The sequence below is a fragment of the Streptomyces sp. NPDC039423 genome (genome assembly GCF_055598725.1).
Genome location: NZ_JBVKAH010000018.1, coordinates 18,281 through 36,438, shown reverse-complemented (window position 1 = coordinate 36,438; position 18,158 = coordinate 18,281). Strand labels below are relative to the sequence as shown.

The following is an 18,158-nucleotide window of genomic DNA, read 5'->3' as shown; positions in this document are numbered from 1 at the left end:
GCATCACCCTCGACCGGGGAAACCTCCGGCGCCTGCTCCACGATCACATGCGCGTTCGTCCCGCTGAACCCGAACGACGACACACCCGCACGGCGGGGTTCTCCCGTCTCCGGCCAGGCGGTCGTGTCGCCGATCAGGGAGACGGCACCCGCCTCCCAGTCGACGTGCGGGGACGGCCGGTCGAGGTGGAGGGTCTTCGGTACGACGCCGTGGCGCATCGCCTCGACCATCTTGATGATGCTCGCGACACCGGCGGCGGCCTGGGTGTGGCCGATGTTCGACTTGATGGAGCCGAGCAGCAGGGGCCGGTCCTCGGGCCGGTCCTGGCCGTACGTGGCCAGGAGGGCCTGCGCCTCGATCGGGTCGCCCAGCGTCGTCCCCGTACCGTGCGCCTCGACGACGTCGACGTCGGCGGCCGACAGCCGGGCGTTGGTGAGCGCCTCGTGGATGACGCGCTGCTGCGAGGGGCCGTTCGGGGCGGTCAGGCCGTTGCTCGCGCCGTCCTGGTTGATCGCCGAACCGCGTACGACCGCCAGCACCGGGTGCCCGTTGCGCTGCGCGTCGGACAGCCGCTCGACGAGCAGCATGCCGACGCCCTCGCCCCAGCCCGTACCGTCCGCGGCCGCCGCGAAGGGCTTGCAGCGGCCGTCCGGGGCGAGCCCGCGCTGCCGGCTGAACTCGGTGAACGTCGCGGGGGTCGCCATCACGGTGACACCGCCGGCCAGCGCCAGGGAGCACTCCCCCGCGCGCAGTGCCTGCACGGCCAGGTGGAGAGCGACGAGTGACGACGAGCAGGCCGTGTCGATCGTGACCGCGGGCCCTTCGAGGCCGAACGTGTAGGCCACGCGGCCGGAGGCGATGCTGCCGGAGCTGCCGGTGCCGAGGAAGCCCTCGACGCCTTCGGGTACGGAGTCGAGGCGGGCCGTGTAGTCGTGGTACATCACACCGGCGAAGACGGCCGTCCTGCTGCCCCGTACGGACGAGGGGTCGATGCCCGCCCGCTCGAACGCCTCCCAGGAGGCTTCCAGCAGCAGCCGCTGCTGCGGGTCCATCGCCAGCGCCTCGCGCGGGGAGATCCCGAAGGGGGCGGGGTCGAAGCCGGCGGCGTCGTAGAGGAAGCCGCCCTCGCTGACGTAGCTGGATCCGGCGCTGTCGGGGTCGGCGTCGTACAGGGACTCCACGTCCCAGCCGCGGTCGACGGGGAAGCCGGAGATCGCGTCGTCACCGTTCTCGACGAGCCGCCACAGGTCCTCGGGGGTGCGGACGCCCCCGGGGTAGCGGCAGCTCATCGCGACGATGGCGATGGGCTCCTGGTTCTTCTCCTCGACCTCGCGGAGCCGCCTGCGGGCCTGGCGCAGATCGGCGGTCGCCCGCTTCAGGTAGTCGCGAAGCTTGTCCTCGTTCACCATTGCGTGGGCTCCATGCCAGAGAGGCGGTTGTACTGGTCGGTCGTCCGTGGGTCCGGGGCCGGCGTGCGGGCCCCGGAGGGGTGGGGTGGTCGGCCGGTACGGGGCGGCGCCGCCGCCCGCTCGGGGAGCGGGAGCGGCGCGCCCTCGTGCGGCGCTCTCGTCCGCCCGTGGGGCGGACGGCGGGGGTGATCGATCCGCTGATCGATCGGGTGATCCGATCGGGTGATCTGATCGGTTCGGGTGATCGGCCGGGTGATCGGTCGGGTGATCGGTCGGTCAGGAAGCGCCGAGCTCGTCGTCCAGCAGGTCGAACAGCTCGTCGTCGGTGGCCGTTTCGAGGTCGTCGTCGTCGACGTCCTGGTCGGCGGCACCGGTCGCGTCCTGTGCGTCGGTCCACTTGGTCATGAGTGCCTGGAGGCGCATCGTGATCCGCGAGCGGGTGACGCCGTCCGTGTCGGCCGCGCTCAGGGCGGCCTCCAGGCGGTCGAGTTCTCCGAAGACGGACGGCCCGTCGTCATCGAGGGGCAGTGCCGAACGGAGGTGTCCGCTCAGCGCTTCGGGGGTCGGGTAGTCGAAGATGAGCGTGGCCGGCAGCCTGAGCCCGGCGGCCGCGCCGAGCCGGTTGCGCAGCTCGACCGCCGTGAGGGAGTCGAAGCCGAGCTCCTTGAACGCGGTTCCCGGTTCGATGGCGGCCGCGCCGCTGTGTCCCAGTACCTGGGCCACCTGGGTGCAGACCAGGTCCAGCAGCACCCGGTCCCGTTCGGCGGGCGGCAGTTGGGCGAGCCGCTGCGCGAGCGAGTCCGGTCCGTCCGCCGCCGCTCCGCCCGCCCTGCGCCGCACCGGGGTACGGAGCAGCCCGCGCAGCAGCGGCGGCACGGTGTCGCCGACCTGCGCCTGGAGCGCCGCCAGGTCGAGCCGGGCCGGTACGAGCAGCGGCGCGGTCCGCGCCTCCTCGGGCACGGCGCCGGACGGGGTCCCGCCCGGCAGGGCCGTGTCGAAGAGCGCGAGGCCCTCGGCCGCCGACAGGGGCGTCATGCCGCCCCGGCCGCCGAGCCGCCGCCGGTCGCGGTCGTCGAGCGTGGCGGCCATGCCCGCCTCGTCGTCCCACAGGCCCCAGGCCAGGGAGACCGCCGTGAAGCCCTGCGCCCGGCGGTGCTGGGCGAGCGCGTCCAGGAATGCGTTGCCCGCCGCGTAGTTGGCCTGCCCGGCATTGCCGAACACACCGGCGGCCGACGAGAACAGGACGAACGCGGCCAGGTCGAGCCCGTGCGTCAGTTCGTGCAGGTTCCACGCCGCGTCCACCTTGGGCCGCAGGACGCGTTCCATGCGCTCGGGCGTCAGTGACTCGACGGTGCCGTCGTCCAGGACGCCCGCGGTGTGCACCACGGCCGTCAGCGGGTGCTCGGCGGGTACGGAGCCCAGCAGCGCGGCCAGTGCGTCACGGTCGGCCGCGTCACAGGCGGCCCAGGTGACGTGCGCGCCCGCCCCGGTGAGGGCGGCCGTGAGCTCCGCGGCGCCTTCGGCCTCGGCACCACGGCGGCTGGTGAGCAGCAGGTGCCGTACGCCGTGCTCGGCGACCAGGTGCCCGGCGAAGAGCCCGCCGAGCGTCCCGGTCGCCCCCGTGATGAGGACGGTGCCCTCCGGGTCGAGGCCGTGGCCGGGGAGCGCGCCGTCCAGGGCGGGCGCGACGACCGCCCGGGCCAGCCGGGGGGCCAGCACGGCCCCGTCCCGTACGGCGAGTTGCGTCTCGGGGGCGTCCAGTGCGGCGGGCAGCGCCCGGTAGGAGGCGTCCGCGCCGTCGAGGTCGACCAGCACGAAGCGGTCGGGGTGTTCGGCCTGCGCGGAACGGACCAGGCCCCATACGGCGGCGTGCGCCAGGTCCTGGACGTCCTCCTCGGCGTCCGTCGCGACGGCGCCCCGGGTGACCAGCGCCAGCCGCGAGCCGGCGAACCGCTCGTCGGCCAGCCAGGAGCGCACCAGCCGCAGTACCTGCCCGGCGGCGGCGTGGGCGGCCGGCACCAGGCCGTCCGCCGCGTCCGGGCCGGGCGCCAGGGAGACGAGGACCGTCTCCGGGGCCTGATCCCCCAACGCCCCTGCCAGCTCCACCGCTTCGCCGAGTGCCGCCAGGTCCGCGTACCGGCCGTCGGGGCCTTCACCCGTGGCGGCCCCGGCATCCGGGGCGTCCGCGCCGAACAGCGCGTCCCGCTCCAGCACACCGGTCCGCTCCAGCGCCGCGCCCAGCTCCAGCGGGTCGGCGCCCAGGAGCGCCCAGCGCCCGCCGGTGGGCGGCTGCGCCCCGGGCAGGGACAGTACGGGCCAGTCGACCTGGAACAGCGCGTCCCGCACCGGGCCCGGTCCGCCGTCGCCGAGGGCGTCGACGGACACCGGGCGCAGCACCAGGGAGCCGGCGGTCAGCGCCGGTCGGCCCGTCTCGTCCGCGAGGTCCAGTGCCACCGCGTCCTGGCCGTCGGCCGGCGCCATCCGCACCCGCAGCGCCGTCGCTCCCGAGGCGTGCAGCCGCACGGTGTCCCACGAGAACGGCAGCCTCGCGCCGCCGGGCCCGCCGGGGAAGAAGTCCCCGAGGCCGACCGCGTGCAGTGCGGCGTCGAGCAGCGCCGGGTGGAGCCCGAAGAGGGCTCCCTCCGCCTGCCGTTCGTCGTCGAGCGCCACCTCGGCGAACACCTCGTCACCGTGCCGCCAGGCGCGTCGCAGATTGCGGAACGCCGGACCGTACCCGAGCCCGATGGCGTCGAACGACGGGTACAGGTCCTCGACCTCGCAGGCGACCGCACCGGCCGGGGGCCACTCGGAGCGCCCGTCGGGCAGCCCCTCGGCCTCGCCGGCGGGCTCGTCCGCGACGGACAGGACGCCGCTCGCGTGCCGGGTCCAGGGCTCCCCCGGTCCGGACTCCTCGGGGCGGGAGTGGACGTGGAACGCCCGCCGCCCCGACGCGTCCGGCTCCGCGACGGTGAGCCGTAGCTGCACCGCGCCCGACTCGGGCAGCGTCAGCGGGGCTTCCAGGGTGAGGTCCTCCAGCAGGTCGCAGCCCGCGTGGTCGCCGGCCCGCACGGCCAGCTCCACCAGGGCGGCGCCGGGCAGCAGTACCGTGCCGCCCACGCGGTGGTCGGCCAGCCACGGGTGCGTGCGGAGGGAGAGCCGCCCGGTGAACAGGAACCCGTCCGAGTCCGGCAGCTCCACCGCGGCACCCAGCAGCGGGTGCCCGACCTGGCCGAGCCCCGCGGAGGTGACGTCCCCGCCCAGCGCGTGGGCGGGTGCCTCCAGCCAGTACCGCTGCCGCTGGAAGGGGTAGGTCGGCAGGTCGACGCGCCGGGCGCCGGTACCGGCCCAGTACGCCTCCCAGTCGACCGTCACACCCCGGACCTGGGCCTGGGCGAGAGCGGTGGCCACCGTTTCCGTTTCCGGCCGGCCGTTGCGGAGGGCGGGCGCGAAGACGGCCGCGTCCGCCTCACCGGTCTGGCAGTCCTGGGCCAGGGCCGACAGGACCCCGTCGGGGCCGAGTTCCAGGTACGTCGTGACCCCGGCCGCCTCCAGAGCGCGTACGCCGTCCAGGAAGCGCACGGCCTCGCGGACGTGACGTACCCAGAAGTCCGCCGAACCCATCTCGTCCGTGACCAGCGCACCGGTCAGGTTCGACACGACGGCGATACGCGGGGTCTCGTACCTGATCGACTCCGCGACCTTGCGGAAGTCGGCCAGCATGCCGTCCATGTGCGGCGAGTGGAACGCGTGACTGACCGTCAGGCGCTTGGTCTTACGACCCAACTCCTCGAAACGTCCGGCGATCGCCACCGCGTCGGCCTCATCACCCGCGATCACGACCGACTGCGGCCCGTTGATCGCCGCGATGCTGACGCCCTCGGTGAGCAGCGGCAGGACCTCGTCCTCCGAAGCCTGGACCGCGATCATCACGCCACCGGTCGGCAGCGCCTGCATCAGACGCCCACGAGCCGCCACCAATGTGCACGCGTCCTCCAGCGAGAACACCCCGGCCACATGAGCGGCCGCGATCTCACCGATCGAATGACCCGCCAGGAAGTCCGGCTTCACGCCCCACGACTCCACCAGCCGGAACAGCGCCACCTCCACCGCGAACAGCGCAGGCTGGGTGAACTCCGTACGGTCGAGGGCAGCCGCGTCCGACCCGAACAGCACATCCTTGAGCGGCAGTTCCAGGCGGGCGCAGATCGCGTCCAGCGCCTCCGCGAACACCGGGAACGCCTCGTACAGCTCACGACCCATACCCAGCCGCTGGCTGCCCTGACCCGTGAACAGGAAGGCGAGCTTGCCACCGGCCGGTGAGCCCTCGATCAGGTGGGCGGAGGAGCCGCCCTCGGCCAGCGCGGTGAGACCGGCCAGGAACTCCTCGCGGCCCTCGGCGACCACGGCCGCCCGCCGGTCGAGTGCCGTCCGGCTCGTCGCCAGCGCGTACCCGATGTCGGCGAGGGACAGTTCGGGGTGCTCGGCGGCGTACGTCCGCAGTCGTCCGGCCTGCTCGCGCAGGGCGTCCTGGTTCTTCGCCGAGAGCAGCCACGGGAGGGTGCCGGGCGTGCGCTCGGGCACCTGCGGAAGCTCGGCGTCCACCGGGTCGGGGGCCTGCTCGATGATGGCGTGGGCGTTGGTGCCGCTGAAGCCGAAGGACGAGACGGCGGCGCGGCGGGGGCGGCCGGTCTCGGGCCACTCCGTCTGCTCGGTCAGCAGGGCGATGTCGCCCGCCGTCCAGTCGACGTGCGGGGTCGGCTCGTCCACGTGCAACGTCCGCGGCACGACACCGTGGCGCATCGCCTGCACCATCTTGATGATGCCCGCCACACCGGCGGCCGCCTGGGTGTGACCCATGTTCGACTTGATCGACCCCAGCAGCAGCGGCCGGCCCTCCGGCCGGTCCTGGCCATAGGTGGCAAGAAGCGCCTGCGCCTCGATCGGGTCGCCCAGCGTCGTCCCCGTACCGTGCGCCTCCACGACGTCCACGTCCGCCGCCGACAGACCCGCACTCGCCAGAGCGGCACGGATGACGCGCTGCTGGGACGGACCGTTGGGGGCGGTGAGGCCGTTGCTCGCACCGTCCTGGTTGATCGCCGAGCCGCGCACGACCGCGAGGACCGGGTGGCCCTTGGCGCGCGCGTCCGACAGCCGTTCCACCAGCAGGACGCCCGCGCCCTCGGACCATCCGGTGCCGTCGGCACCGGCCGAGAACGCCTTGCAGCGGCCGTCGGCCGCGAGCCCGCGCTGGCGGCTGAACTCCACGAACGGCGCGGGGGTCGCCATGACCGTCACACCGCCCGCGAGCGCCAGCGTGCACTCGCCGTTGCGCAGCGCCTGGACGGCCAGGTGCAGGGCGACGAGCGAGGACGAGCAGGCGGTGTCGACGGTGACGGCCGGGCCTTCGAGCCCGAAGGCGTACGAGAGCCGGCCGGAGATGACGCTGGCCGCGTTGCCCGTGCCGAGGAAGCCCTCCACGCCCTCGGGGAGCGCGGTGAGCCGAGAGGCGTAGTCGTGGTACATCACACCCGCGAACACCCCGGTGCGGCTGCCGCGCAAGGTGGCCGGGTCGATGCCCGCCCGCTCGAACGCCTCCCAGGAGGTTTCGAGGAGCAGCCGCTGCTGCGGGTCCATCGCCACGGCCTCGCGGGGCGAGATGCCGAAGAACGCCGGGTCGAAGTGGCCCGCGTCGCGCACGAAGCCGCCCTCGCGGGCGTAGCTCGTGCCCTGCTGGTCGGGGTCGTCGTCGAAGAGGGCGGCCACGTCCCAGCCGCGGTCGTCCGGGAACCCCGAGATGGCGTCCCGGCCTTCCCGCACCAGCTCCCACAGGTCGTCGGGGGTCTCCACGCCACCGGGGTAGCGGCAGCCGAGGCCGACGATCGCGATGGGTTCGTCGTCCCGGACCGCGGGGGTGCTCGGGCCGGTGGCCACGGGCGCCGCTCCGACGAGCTCGGCGCGCAGGTGGTCGGCGAGCACGAGGGGGGTCGGGTAGTCGAAGACGAGCGTGGCGGGGAGCCTGAGGCCCGTCGCCGCGGCGAGCAGGTTGCGCAGCTCCACGGCGGTCAGCGAGTCGAAGCCCAGCTCGCGGAACGAGCGGTCGGTCCCGACGGCCTCCGGTCCGGCGTAGCCCAGTACGCCGGCCACCTGGGCGCGCACGGTGTCGAGGAGGTACGCGGTCTGTTCGGCGGTCGTCAGTCGGCCGAGGCGTTCCGCCAGTGCGCCCGTGCCACCGTCGGCACCGGTCCCGGAGGTGCCCGCCGCACGGCGGGTGGGGGTACGGACGAGTCCGCTGAGCAGCGGCGGGAGCATCCCGCCACCGCTCGCCTGCGCCCGCAGGGCGGCCAGGTCCAGCTTGACCGGCACGAACACCGCCTGCTCGGACGCCGAGGTGGCGTCGAACAGGGCAAGGCCCTCCTCGGCGGACAGCGCGGCCACACCACCACGGTTCAGCCGCTCACGATCGGACTGGTCGAGTTCGGCCGCCATGCCGCCTCCGTCGGCGGCCCACAGGCCCCAGGCCAGCGAGGTGCCGGCCAGACCGGCGGCCCGGCGGTGCTGCGCCAGCGCGTCCAGGAACACATTGCCCGCCGCGTAGTTCGCCTGACCCGCACCACCGAACACACCAGCAGCCGACGAGAACAGCACGAACGCCGACAGGTCCATGTCGCGGGTCAGCTCGTGAAGGTTCCAGGCGCCGTCGACCTTCGGACGCAGCACGCCCGACAGACGCTCCGGCGTCAGGGACCCGACCACACCGTCGTCCAGCACACCGGCCGTATGCACCACGGCCGTCAACGGATGCGCCTCAGGCACCTGAGACAAAGCCTCAGCCAGGGCGTCCCGGTCGGCGACATCACACGCCGCCCACGACACCTCAGCACCCAGCCCCGCCAGCTCCACCGTCAACTCAGCCGCACCAGCGGCCTGCGCACCACGACGGCTGACCAGCAGCAGATGCCGCACACCCCGCTCCGCCACCAGATGACGAGCGAACAAACCACCCAGCGTGCCACCCGCACCCGTCACCAACACCGTGCCCGCGGGATCAAGCACACGACCACCGGCATCGGTCACAGCCACACGGGCCAGCCTCGGCACCAGCAGCGCCCCGTCCCGGACCGCCACCTCCGGCTCACCCGCGGCCAGGGCCGCCGCCACCGCCTGTCCGGGCAGGCCCTGCCCATCGGCGTCGACGTCCAGGTCGACCAGGCCGAACCGGCCGGGGTGCTCCGTGCCGGCGGACCGGACCAGGCCCCACACCGCCGCACCCGCGAGATCGCGGACGGGCTCGGAGGGACCGGTCGCCATCGCCCCGCGCGTCACGAAGACCAGGCGGGCGTCCGCGAACCGTTCGTCGGCGAGCCAGGCCCGTACGAGGTCGAGCGCCTCGGAAGCGCGCACGTGCACCGCGTGCGGCAGCACGTCACCGTCCGCCCCGGTCGCCGTGCTCGTGCCGGTGCCGATGAAGACCAGCTCCGGCACATCGGCGTCCGCGTCGGCGAGCGCCGTGAGGTCGGCGTACGGAACGGCTTCCAGCCCCGGCACCTCCGAGCCGAGCACCGCCGGCACGGAGGCCGTCGGCTCCGCCGGCCGGCCGGCCGGGAGTTCGGTCCAGTCGATCCGGTACAGGGACTCCTGGTGACCGCGCGCGGCGCCGATCTGCTCGGCCGACACCTCCCGCAGGGTCAGCGCGTCCACCGAGGCGACGGGGTCGCCGACCCCGTCGGCCAGTTCCAGGGACACCGTGCCGGGGCCGGCGGCGGCCAGGCGGACCCGTACCGCCGAGGCGCCGGCCGCGTGCAGCCGTACACCGCTCCAGGCGAAGGGAAGGCGCGCGCCGCCGACGGCCGCGTCACCCTCGGGACCCGTCAGCAGATCGCCGAGGGCCAGGGTGTGCAGCGCCGAGTCGAGCAGGGCGGGGTGCAGTCCGAAGGCGCCGGCGTCGTTCCGGGCCCCGTCGGGCAGGGCGAGTTCGGCGAACAGTTCGCCGTCGCGCCGCCAGGCCGCCCGCAGCCCCTGGAACAGGGGCCCGTAGGTGAGGCCGGACGCGTCGAGGACGTCGTACACGTTCTCCACCGGCACCGGCACCGCGTCGGCGGGCGGCCACGCACCGAGATCGGCGCCCGCGTCCCGGAGGTCGTCCGAGAGGAGGCCGTCGGCGTGCCGGACCCACGGGCCGTCCTCGGCGTCGGGGCGCGAGTGGACGGCCACCGGACGGCGGCCGGAGCCGTCGGGCGAGCCGACCACGACCTGGAGCTGGACCGTGCCCGTCTCCGGGAGGACCAGCGGTGCCTGGAGCGTCAGCTCGTCCAGGGCCCGGCTGCCGGCGCGTTCGCCCGCGTGCAGGGCCAGTTCGACGAGTGCCGTGCCGGGGAGCAGGACCGAGCCCATGACGGCGTGGTCCGCCAGCCAGGGGTGCGTCCGCAGCGAGAGCCGGCCGGTGAACACGCGCTCGTCGGAGTCCGCGAGCGCGACGGCCGCGCCCAGCAGCGGATGCCCCGCCGCGGCCAGTCCGAGCCCGTGGGCGTCGCCGGGCCGTGGGGTGCCCGTCCCGGGCCAGTAGCGCTCGCGCTGGAAGGCGTACGTGGGCAGGTCGACGCGCCGGGCGCCCGTACCGGCGAAGTAGGCGTTCCAGTCGACGGGCGTGCCGTGGACGTGTGCCTGGGCGAGGGCGGTGTTCAGGGTCTCGGCCTCGGGCCGGCCGGAGCGGAGGGCGGGCGCGAAGACCGCGTCGGTGCCGCCGCTCAGGCAGTCCTGGGCCAGGGCCGACAGGATGCCGTCGGGACCGATCTCGACGTACGTGGTGACGCCCTCGGCCTCCAGGAAGCGCATGCCGTCAAGGAAGCGGACCGCGTCCCGGACATGCCGTACCCAGAAGTCCGCCGAACCCATCTCGTCCGTGACCAGCGCACCGGTCAGGTTCGACACGACGGGGATCCGGGGGGTCTCGTACGAGATCGACTCCGCGACCGTACGGAAGTCCTCCAGCATGCCGTCCATGTGGGGCGAGTGGAACGCGTGGCTGACGGTCAGCCGCTTGGTCTTACGACCCTGCTCCTCGAAGTGCTCGGCGATCGCCAGCGCATCGGCCTCGTCACCCGCGACGACCACGGACTGCGGCCCGTTGATCGCCGCGATGCTCACCCGCTCGGTCAGCAGCGGCAGGACCTCGTCCTCCGACGCCTGCACGGCGATCATCACGCCACCGGTCGGCAGCGCCTGCATCAGACGGCCACGCGCCGCCACCAGCCGGCACGCGTCCTCCAGCGAGAACACACCCGCCACATGCGCGGCCGCGATCTCACCGATGGAGTGCCCGGCCAGGAAGTCGGGCTTCACGCCCCACGACTCCAACAGCCGGAACAGCGCCACCTCCAGCGCGAACAGCGCGGGCTGCGTGTACTCCGTACGGTCCAGAGCAGCCTCGTCCGCGCCGAACAGCACCTCCTTCAGCGGCAGGTCGAGCCGCGCGCACACCGCGTCGAGGGCGTCCGCGAACACGGGGTAGGTGTCGTGGAGTTCACGGCCCATGTCGGGGCGCTGGCTGCCCTGTCCGGTGAACAGGAACGCCGTGCGGGCGCCCTTGGCCGCCGTGCCCCGGACCGGTCCGGGGGTGGTCGCCGCCCGGTCGTCGGTGAGGGCGTCGAGCGCGGTGGCGGCGGTCGCGGCGTCCGTCGCGAGGACGACGGCGCGGTGGTCGAACAGCGCCCGTCCCGTGGCGAGCGAGTGGGCCACGTCCGCGAGGGGCGTGTCGGGGTGGGCCGCCAGGTGGGCGCGCAGGGCCCGGGCCTGGGCGGACAGCGCCTCGGCGCTACGGGCCGAGATCCGCAGGGGCAGGAGGGGCGGCGGGGTGTTCGGGGCGGGCGCGCCCGGAACGGTCCCGGCGGTGGTTGTGGCGTCGTCCTGGGCGGTCTCCTCCGGGGCCTGCTCGATGATGGTGTGGGCGTTGGTCCCGCTGATGCCGAACGAGGAGACGCCCGCCCGGCGCGGACGGCCGGTCTCGGGCCACGGCACCGGCTCGGTGAGCAGGGTGACCGCGCCTTCCGACCAGTCGACGTGCTCGGTCGGCCGTTCGGCGTGCAGGGTCGGCGGCAGCACCCCGTGGCGCATGGCCATGACCATCTTGATGACGCCCGCGACACCGGCGGCGGCCTGCGTGTGGCCCAGGTTCGACTTGACGGAGCCGAGGAGCAGCGGGCGGTCGTCGGCCCTGTCCTGGCCGTAGGTGGCCAGCAGCGCCTGCGCCTCGATCGGGTCGCCCAGCGTCGTGCCCGTACCGTGCGCCTCGACGGCGTCGACGTCGGCCGCCGACAGGCCCGCGCTCGCCAGGGCGGCGCGGATGACGCGCTGCTGGGAGGGCCCGTTGGGGGCGGTCAGCCCGTTGCTGGCGCCGTCCTGGTTGACGGCCGAGCCACGGACCACGGCGAGGACCGGGTGGCCCTTGGTGCGCGCGTCCGACAGCCGCTCGACGAGCAGCATGCCGACGCCCTCGCCCCAGCCCGTCCCGTCGGCGTCGGCCGAGAAGGCCCGGCAGCGGCCGTCGGCGGACAGCCCGCGCTGGCGGCTGAAGCCGACGAAGGTGCCGGGGGTGGCCATGACGGTGACGCCTCCGGCCAGCGCCATGTCGCACTCACCGGTGCGCAGCGCCTGGATCGCCATGTGCAGGGCGACCAGGGACGACGAGCAGGCGGTGTCGATGGTGACGGCGGGGCCTTCGAGACCGAAGGTGTAGGAGACCCGGCCCGAGGCGATGCTGCCCGTGCTGCCCGAGCCGAGGGAGCCTTCCGCTCCGCCGGCCGAGCCCTCCAGCAGGGCGGCGTAGTCGTGGTACATCACACCGGCGAAGACGCCGGTCCGGCTGCCCCGCAAGGTGGCGGGGTCGATGCCGGCCCGTTCGAAGGCCTCCCAGGTGGTCTCCAGGAGGAGCCGCTGCTGGGGGTCGGTCCCGACGGCCTCGCGGGGGGAGATGCCGAAGAACGTCGGGTCGAAGGCGGCGGCGTCGTGGAGGAAGCCGCCGTGGCGGGTGTACGAGGTGCCGGGGTGGTCCGGGTCGGGGTGGTACAGGCCCTCGACGTCCCAGCCACGGTCGGTGGGGAAGCCGGAGATGGCGTCGCCGCCGCGCTCCAGGAGCCGCCACAGTTCCTCGGGGCTGGTGACGCCGCCGGGGAACCGGCAGCTCATGGCCACGATCGCGATCGGGTCGTCGACGGCGGTGGTCGGCCCGGGGGCGGGCGCGGTGGCGGCGGGGGTGTTCCCGGTGCCGCCGAGTTCGGCGGACAGGTGCCGGGCGAGGGCGAGCGTGGTCGGGTGGTCGAAGACCAGGGTGGCGGGCAGGCGCCGGCCGGCGGCCGCACCGAGGCGGTTGCGCAGTTCGACCGCCGTGAGGGAGTCGAAGCCCAGGTCGGTGAAGGCGTGTTCGGGGTCGATGGCGTCGGGGGAACCATGGCCGAGTACGTCGGCGACGTAGGTGCGGACCAGGTCGAGGAGCAGCCGCTCCCGCTCGGGCGCGTCGAGGCCGCCGAGCCGCTGTTCCAGGGCGGAGAGGTCCGTGGTGCCGCGTGCGGCGGCGCCGGCGGCGGCGCGGCGGGCCGGTGCGCGGACCAGCCCGCGCAGCAGCGGGGGTACGTCGGTTCCGGGGGTGGCGGCGGGGAGGGTGAGCCGCATGGGGACGAGCAGGCCGGCTCCGGCGGCCGTGGTCGCGGGGTGGTCCTCGGCCGTGTCCAGGGCGTGGGCGAGGTCGAGGAGCGCGAGGCCCTCGTCGGCGGTGAGGCCGTGGACGCCGCCGCGCTTCATCCGGTCGAGGTCGGCCCGGTCCAGGGCGCCGGCCATGCCGTCGGTGTCCTCCCACAGGCCCCAGGCGAGTGACCGGCCGGGCAGCCCGTGGGCGCGCCGGTGCTGGGCGAGGGCGTCGAGGAAGCTGTTGGCGGCGGCGTAGTTGCCCTGGCCGGGGGCGCCGAAGACGCCGGCGGCGGAGGAGAAGAGGACGAAGGCCGACAGGTCCAGGTCGCGGGTCAGTTCGTGGAGGTTGAGGGCCGCGTCGGCCTTGGGGCGGAGGACGGTGTCGAGGCGTTCGGGGGTGAGGGAGTCGATGATGCCGTCGTCGAGAACGCCGGCGGTGTGGACGACGGCCGTGAGCGGACGGTCCTCGGGCACGGCGGCGAGGACCGCCGCCAGGGCCTGCCGGTCGGCCGCGTCACAGGCCGCCCAGGTCACCCCCGCACCGGACTCGGCCAGCTCCCGGGCGAGCTCTGCCGCACCGGGCGCAGCTTCACCCCGGCGGCTGAGCAGCAGCAGATGCCGCACACCGTGCTCGGCCACCAGATGACGGGCCACCAGCCGGCCGAGCGTACCCGTCGCACCGGTCACCAGCACCGTCCCCTCGGCCCCGTACGCAGAGGTCCCGGCAGAAGCGGTGGCGGAGGATCCGGCGGGGACCTTGGCGAGCCGGGGGGCGTGCGCGGTGCCGTCGCGCAGGGCGAGCTGCGGCTCGTCGGTGGCGAGCAGGGCGTCCAGGGTCCGCCGGTCCGGGCCGCCGACGGGGGTGGCCCCGTGCGGGGTGCCGGCGTCCACGAGGACGAAGCGGCCCGGGTGTTCGGCCTGCGCGGAGCGCACTAGGCCCCAGACCGCGGCGTGCACCGGGTCGGGCACCCGGTCGCCGGTGGTGGCGGCGACGGCGCCGTGCGTGAGCAGGACGAGCCGGGTGTCGGCGAGCCGGTCGTCGGCCGTCCAGCGCCGCAGGAGGTCGAGCGCCCGGTGTGCGGCCTCGTGGACCGCCGCGGGGGTGAGCGCGGGCGGCTGCGGGTGCGGGACGAGGACGGCGTCCGGCGCGGGGGCGCCCGCGTCGAGGGCCTCGGTCAGCTCCGCCAGGTCCGTGTGGTGGGTGACGTACCGGCCGGGCGCGAAGGTCCCGGCGTCCTCCTGGTCCTGGGCGGCCGGGGCGTTCGACGGCTCGCCGAGCACCGCCCAGCGCCGCGCGTGCGGGGCCGCTTCGGGGAGCGTCAGCGGGGTCCAGTCCACGCGGAACAGGGCGTCGTGCGGGCCGTTCGCGACGGGGCCCGGCTCCGCCGGGGAGACCGGGCGGAGGGCGAGCGAGGCGATGTCGGCGACGGGCTGTCCGGCGCCGTCGGCCAGCGCGACGGACACGGCGTCGGGTCCGGCCTGCGTCAGCCGTACGCGGAGCACGGTGGCGCCCACGGCGTGCAGGGTGACGCCCGTCCAGGAGAACGGCAGCCGTCCCCGGCCGGTGTCCTCGACCAGTCCGGCCAGGCCGATGGTGTGCAGCGCCGCGTCGAGCAGCGCGGGGTGCAGGGCGAACTGGGCGGCGTCGGCGCTCTGGCCGGCGTCCAGTTCGATCTCCGCGTAGGCGGCGTCCTCGCCGCGCCAGGCCGCGCGGACGCCCTGGAAGGCGGGCCCGTACGCGAGGCCGGCCTCGGCGAGACCGGTGTACAGGTCCTCGACGGGCAGGGGGGTGGCGCCGGCCGGGGGCCAGACGTCGGGGGCGAAGGACGGGCTCGGGGCGCCGGTGGCGAGGACGCCGTCGGCGTGCCGTGTCCACGGCGCCGTGGTGCCGGTGTCGTGGCCGGCCGGGTCCGTCGCGGGTTCGGGGCGGGAGTGCACGGCGAGGGAGCGGCGGCCGGAGGCGTCCGGGGCGCCGACCCAGAGCTGGACCTGGACGCCCCCGTGCTCGGGGAGGACGAGCGGGGCGTGGAGCGTCAGTTCGTCGAGGTGGTCGCAGCCGACCTGGTCTCCGGCGCGTACGGCCAGTTCGACGAAGGCGGTGCCGGGCAGGACCACGGAGCCCATGACGGCGTGGTCGGCGAGCCACGGGTGGGTGTCGAGGGAGAGGCGGCCGGTGCAGAGGAGGCCGTCCGTGCCGGCGAGCGCCACGGCGGCGCCGAGCAGCGGGTGTCCCGCGCTGCCGAGTCCGGCGGCCGACACGTCGCCGGGGGGCCGGCCCGCGTCGAGCCAGTACGTCTCGCGCTGGAAGGCGTACGTGGGCAGGTCGACGCGCCGGGCATCGGTGCCCGCGTAGTAGGCGGCCCAGTCGACGGCCACGCCGCGGACGTGGAGCCGTGCGAGCGCCCCGGTGAGGGTCTCGGTCTCCGGGCGGCCCCGGCGGAGCAGGGGCACGAAGGCGGCGGTGTCGCCGGTGGGGCAGTCCTGGGCCAGCGCGGACAGGATCCCGTCCGGGCCGAGTTCGACGTAGTGCGCGACGTTGCGGTCGGCGAGGGTGCGGATGCCGTCGAGGAAGCGGACGGCGTCGCGGACGTGGCGTACCCAGAAGTCGGCCGAGGCGATCTCGTCGGTGACGCGTGTGCCGGTGAGGTTGGAGACGAGGGGGATGCGCGGGGACGCGTACGTGATCGACTCCGCGACCGTACGGAAGTCCTCCAGCATGCCGTCCATGTGCGGCGAGTGGAACGCGTGACTGACCGTCAGGCGCTTGGTCTTGCGGCCCTGTTCCTCGAAGCGGGCGGCGACGCCGAGCGCGTCGGCCTCGTCGCCGGCGACGACGACCGATCGCGGGCCGTTGATCGCCGCGATGCCGACCCGTTCGGTGAGCAGCGGCAGGACCTCGTCCTCCGACGCCTGGACGGCGATCATCGCGCCACCGGCGGGCAGGGCCTGCATCAGCCGCCCACGGGCGGCGACCAGGGTGCAGGCGTCCTCGAGGGAGAACACGCCGGCCACATGTGCGGCGGCGATCTCGCCGATCGAGTGACCGGTCAGGAAGTCGGGCTTCACGCCCCAGTTCTCGAGGAGCCGGTACAGCGCGACCTCGACCGCGAACAGCGCGGGCTGGGTGAACTCCGTCCGGTCGAGGGTGGCCTCGTCGTCCCCGAACAGGACGTCCTTGAGCGGCCGGGCGAGGTGGGGGTCCATCCCGGCGCAGACCGCGTCCAGCGCCTCGGCGAACACCGGGTAGGTGTCGTACAGTTCGCGGCCCATGGCCGGCCGCTGGCTGCCCTGGCCGGTGAACAGGAACGCCGTCTTGCCGGCGACCGGGCGGCCGAGGGTGACGCCCGGGGCGGCGGGGGCGGCCGTGTCTTCGGGGTCGAGCGCGGCGAGGGCGTCCAGCGCGGCGGTGAGGCCCGCCTCGTCGGGGGCCGTCAGGACCGCGCGGTGGTCGAAGGCGGTGCGCCCGGTGGCGAGGGAGAGGGCCGTGTCGCCGGCGCGGTGGCCGGGGTGGGCGGCCAGGTGGGCGTGGAGCTTGCGCGCCTGGTCGCGGAGGGCGGCCGGGGTCCTGGCGGAGAGGACCCAGAGCGGCGGTACGGGGGGCGCGGTGGCGGCGGGAGCGGTTTCCGCGGGCTCGTCGGCGTCGGGGACCTGTTCGAGGATGGTGTGGGCGTTGGTGCCGCTGATGCCGAACGAGGACACGCCCGCTCTGCGGGGCGCGCCGGTCTCGGGCCAGGGCACCGGCTCGGTGAGCAGGGAGACGGCGCCCTCGCTCCAGTCGACGTCGGGGGTCGGTGCGTCGACGTGCAGGGTCCGCGGGAGCACGCCGTGGCGCATGGCCATGACCATTTTGATGATGCCGGCGACACCGGCGGCGGCCTGGGTGTGGCCCAGGTTCGACTTGATGGAGCCGAGCCACAGCGGCCGGCCGTCGGGGCGGTCCTGCCCGTAGGTGGCGAGGAGCGCCTGGGCCTCGATGGGGTCGCCGAGGGTGGTGCCGGTGCCGTGGGCCTCCACGGCGTCGATCTGGGTGGCCGACAGGCGCGCCCCGGCGAGGGCCTGGCGGATGACGCGCTGCTGGGAGGGGCCGTTGGGGGCGGTCAGGCCGCTGCTGGCGCCGTCCTGGTTGACGGCGGAGCCCCGGACCAGCGCGAGGACGGGGTGGCCGTTGCGGCGGGCTTCGGAGAGCCGTTCCAGGACGAGCATGCCGGCGCCCTCGCCCCAGCCCGTACCGTCGGCGGCGGCGGCGAAGGACTTGCAGCGGCCGTCGCCGGCCAGGCCGCGCTGGCGGCTGAACTCGGTGAAGGTGCCGGGGGTGGACATGACGGTGACGCCACCGGCGAGGGCCAGCGCGCACTCGCCGTTGCGCAGTGCCTGGACGGCCAGGTGGACGGCGACGAGCGAGGAGGAGCAGGCGGTGTCGATGGTGACGGCGGGGCCCTCGAGCCCGAGGGTGTAGGCGATGCGGCCGGAGGCGATGCTGCCGGAGCTGCCGTTGCCGAGGAAGCCCTCGACCTCCTCGGGCACGCTGAACAGCCGTGCGGCGTAGTCGTGGTACATCAGTCCGGCGAAGACGCCGGTACGGCTGCCGCGCAGGCCGGCCGGGTCGATCCCGGCCCGCTCGATGGCCTCCCACGAGGTCTCCAGCAGCAGCCGCTGCTGCGGGTCCATGGCCAGGGCCTCGCGGGGCGAGATCCCGAAGAACGCGGCGTCGAACTCGGCGGCGTCGTGGAGGAACCCGCCGACCCGTTCGTACGCCTCGATGCCGGACTCGGGGTCGGGGTCGAAGAGGACCTCGTCGTCCCAGCCCCGGTCCGTGGGGTAGGGGGTGACGGCGTCGCCGCCCCGGGCGACGAGCTCCCACAGCCGTTCGGGGGTGTCGATGCCGCCGGGGTAGCGGCAGCTCATCGCGACGACCGCGATCGGCTCCTGCTCCCGCTCCTCGACCTCGCGCAGCCGTCGTCGTGCCTCGCGGAGATCGGTCGTCGCCCGCTTGAGGTAATCGAGGTACTTCTCCTCGTTCACCATTTACGCCATCCCCGTGGTCAGAGTCGGAAAGCTCGCGCGGAGCCG

General features: G+C 74.8%; 2 protein-coding genes. Both read right to left on the bottom strand.

From position 1 onward, the window contains the following. On the bottom strand, positions 1-1,406 hold a 1,406-nt coding region (locus tag ACZ7LK_RS31920; protein ID WP_471144611.1), incomplete at its 3' end, for a type I polyketide synthase. Between the two features lie 279 nt (positions 1,407-1,685). After that, positions 1,686-18,110: a type I polyketide synthase gene (locus tag ACZ7LK_RS31915; RefSeq protein ID WP_471144612.1), complete on the bottom strand. Its 16,425-nt coding sequence runs from the start codon at positions 18,108-18,110 to the stop codon at positions 1,686-1,688. Between the last annotated feature and the right edge of the window lie 48 nt (positions 18,111-18,158).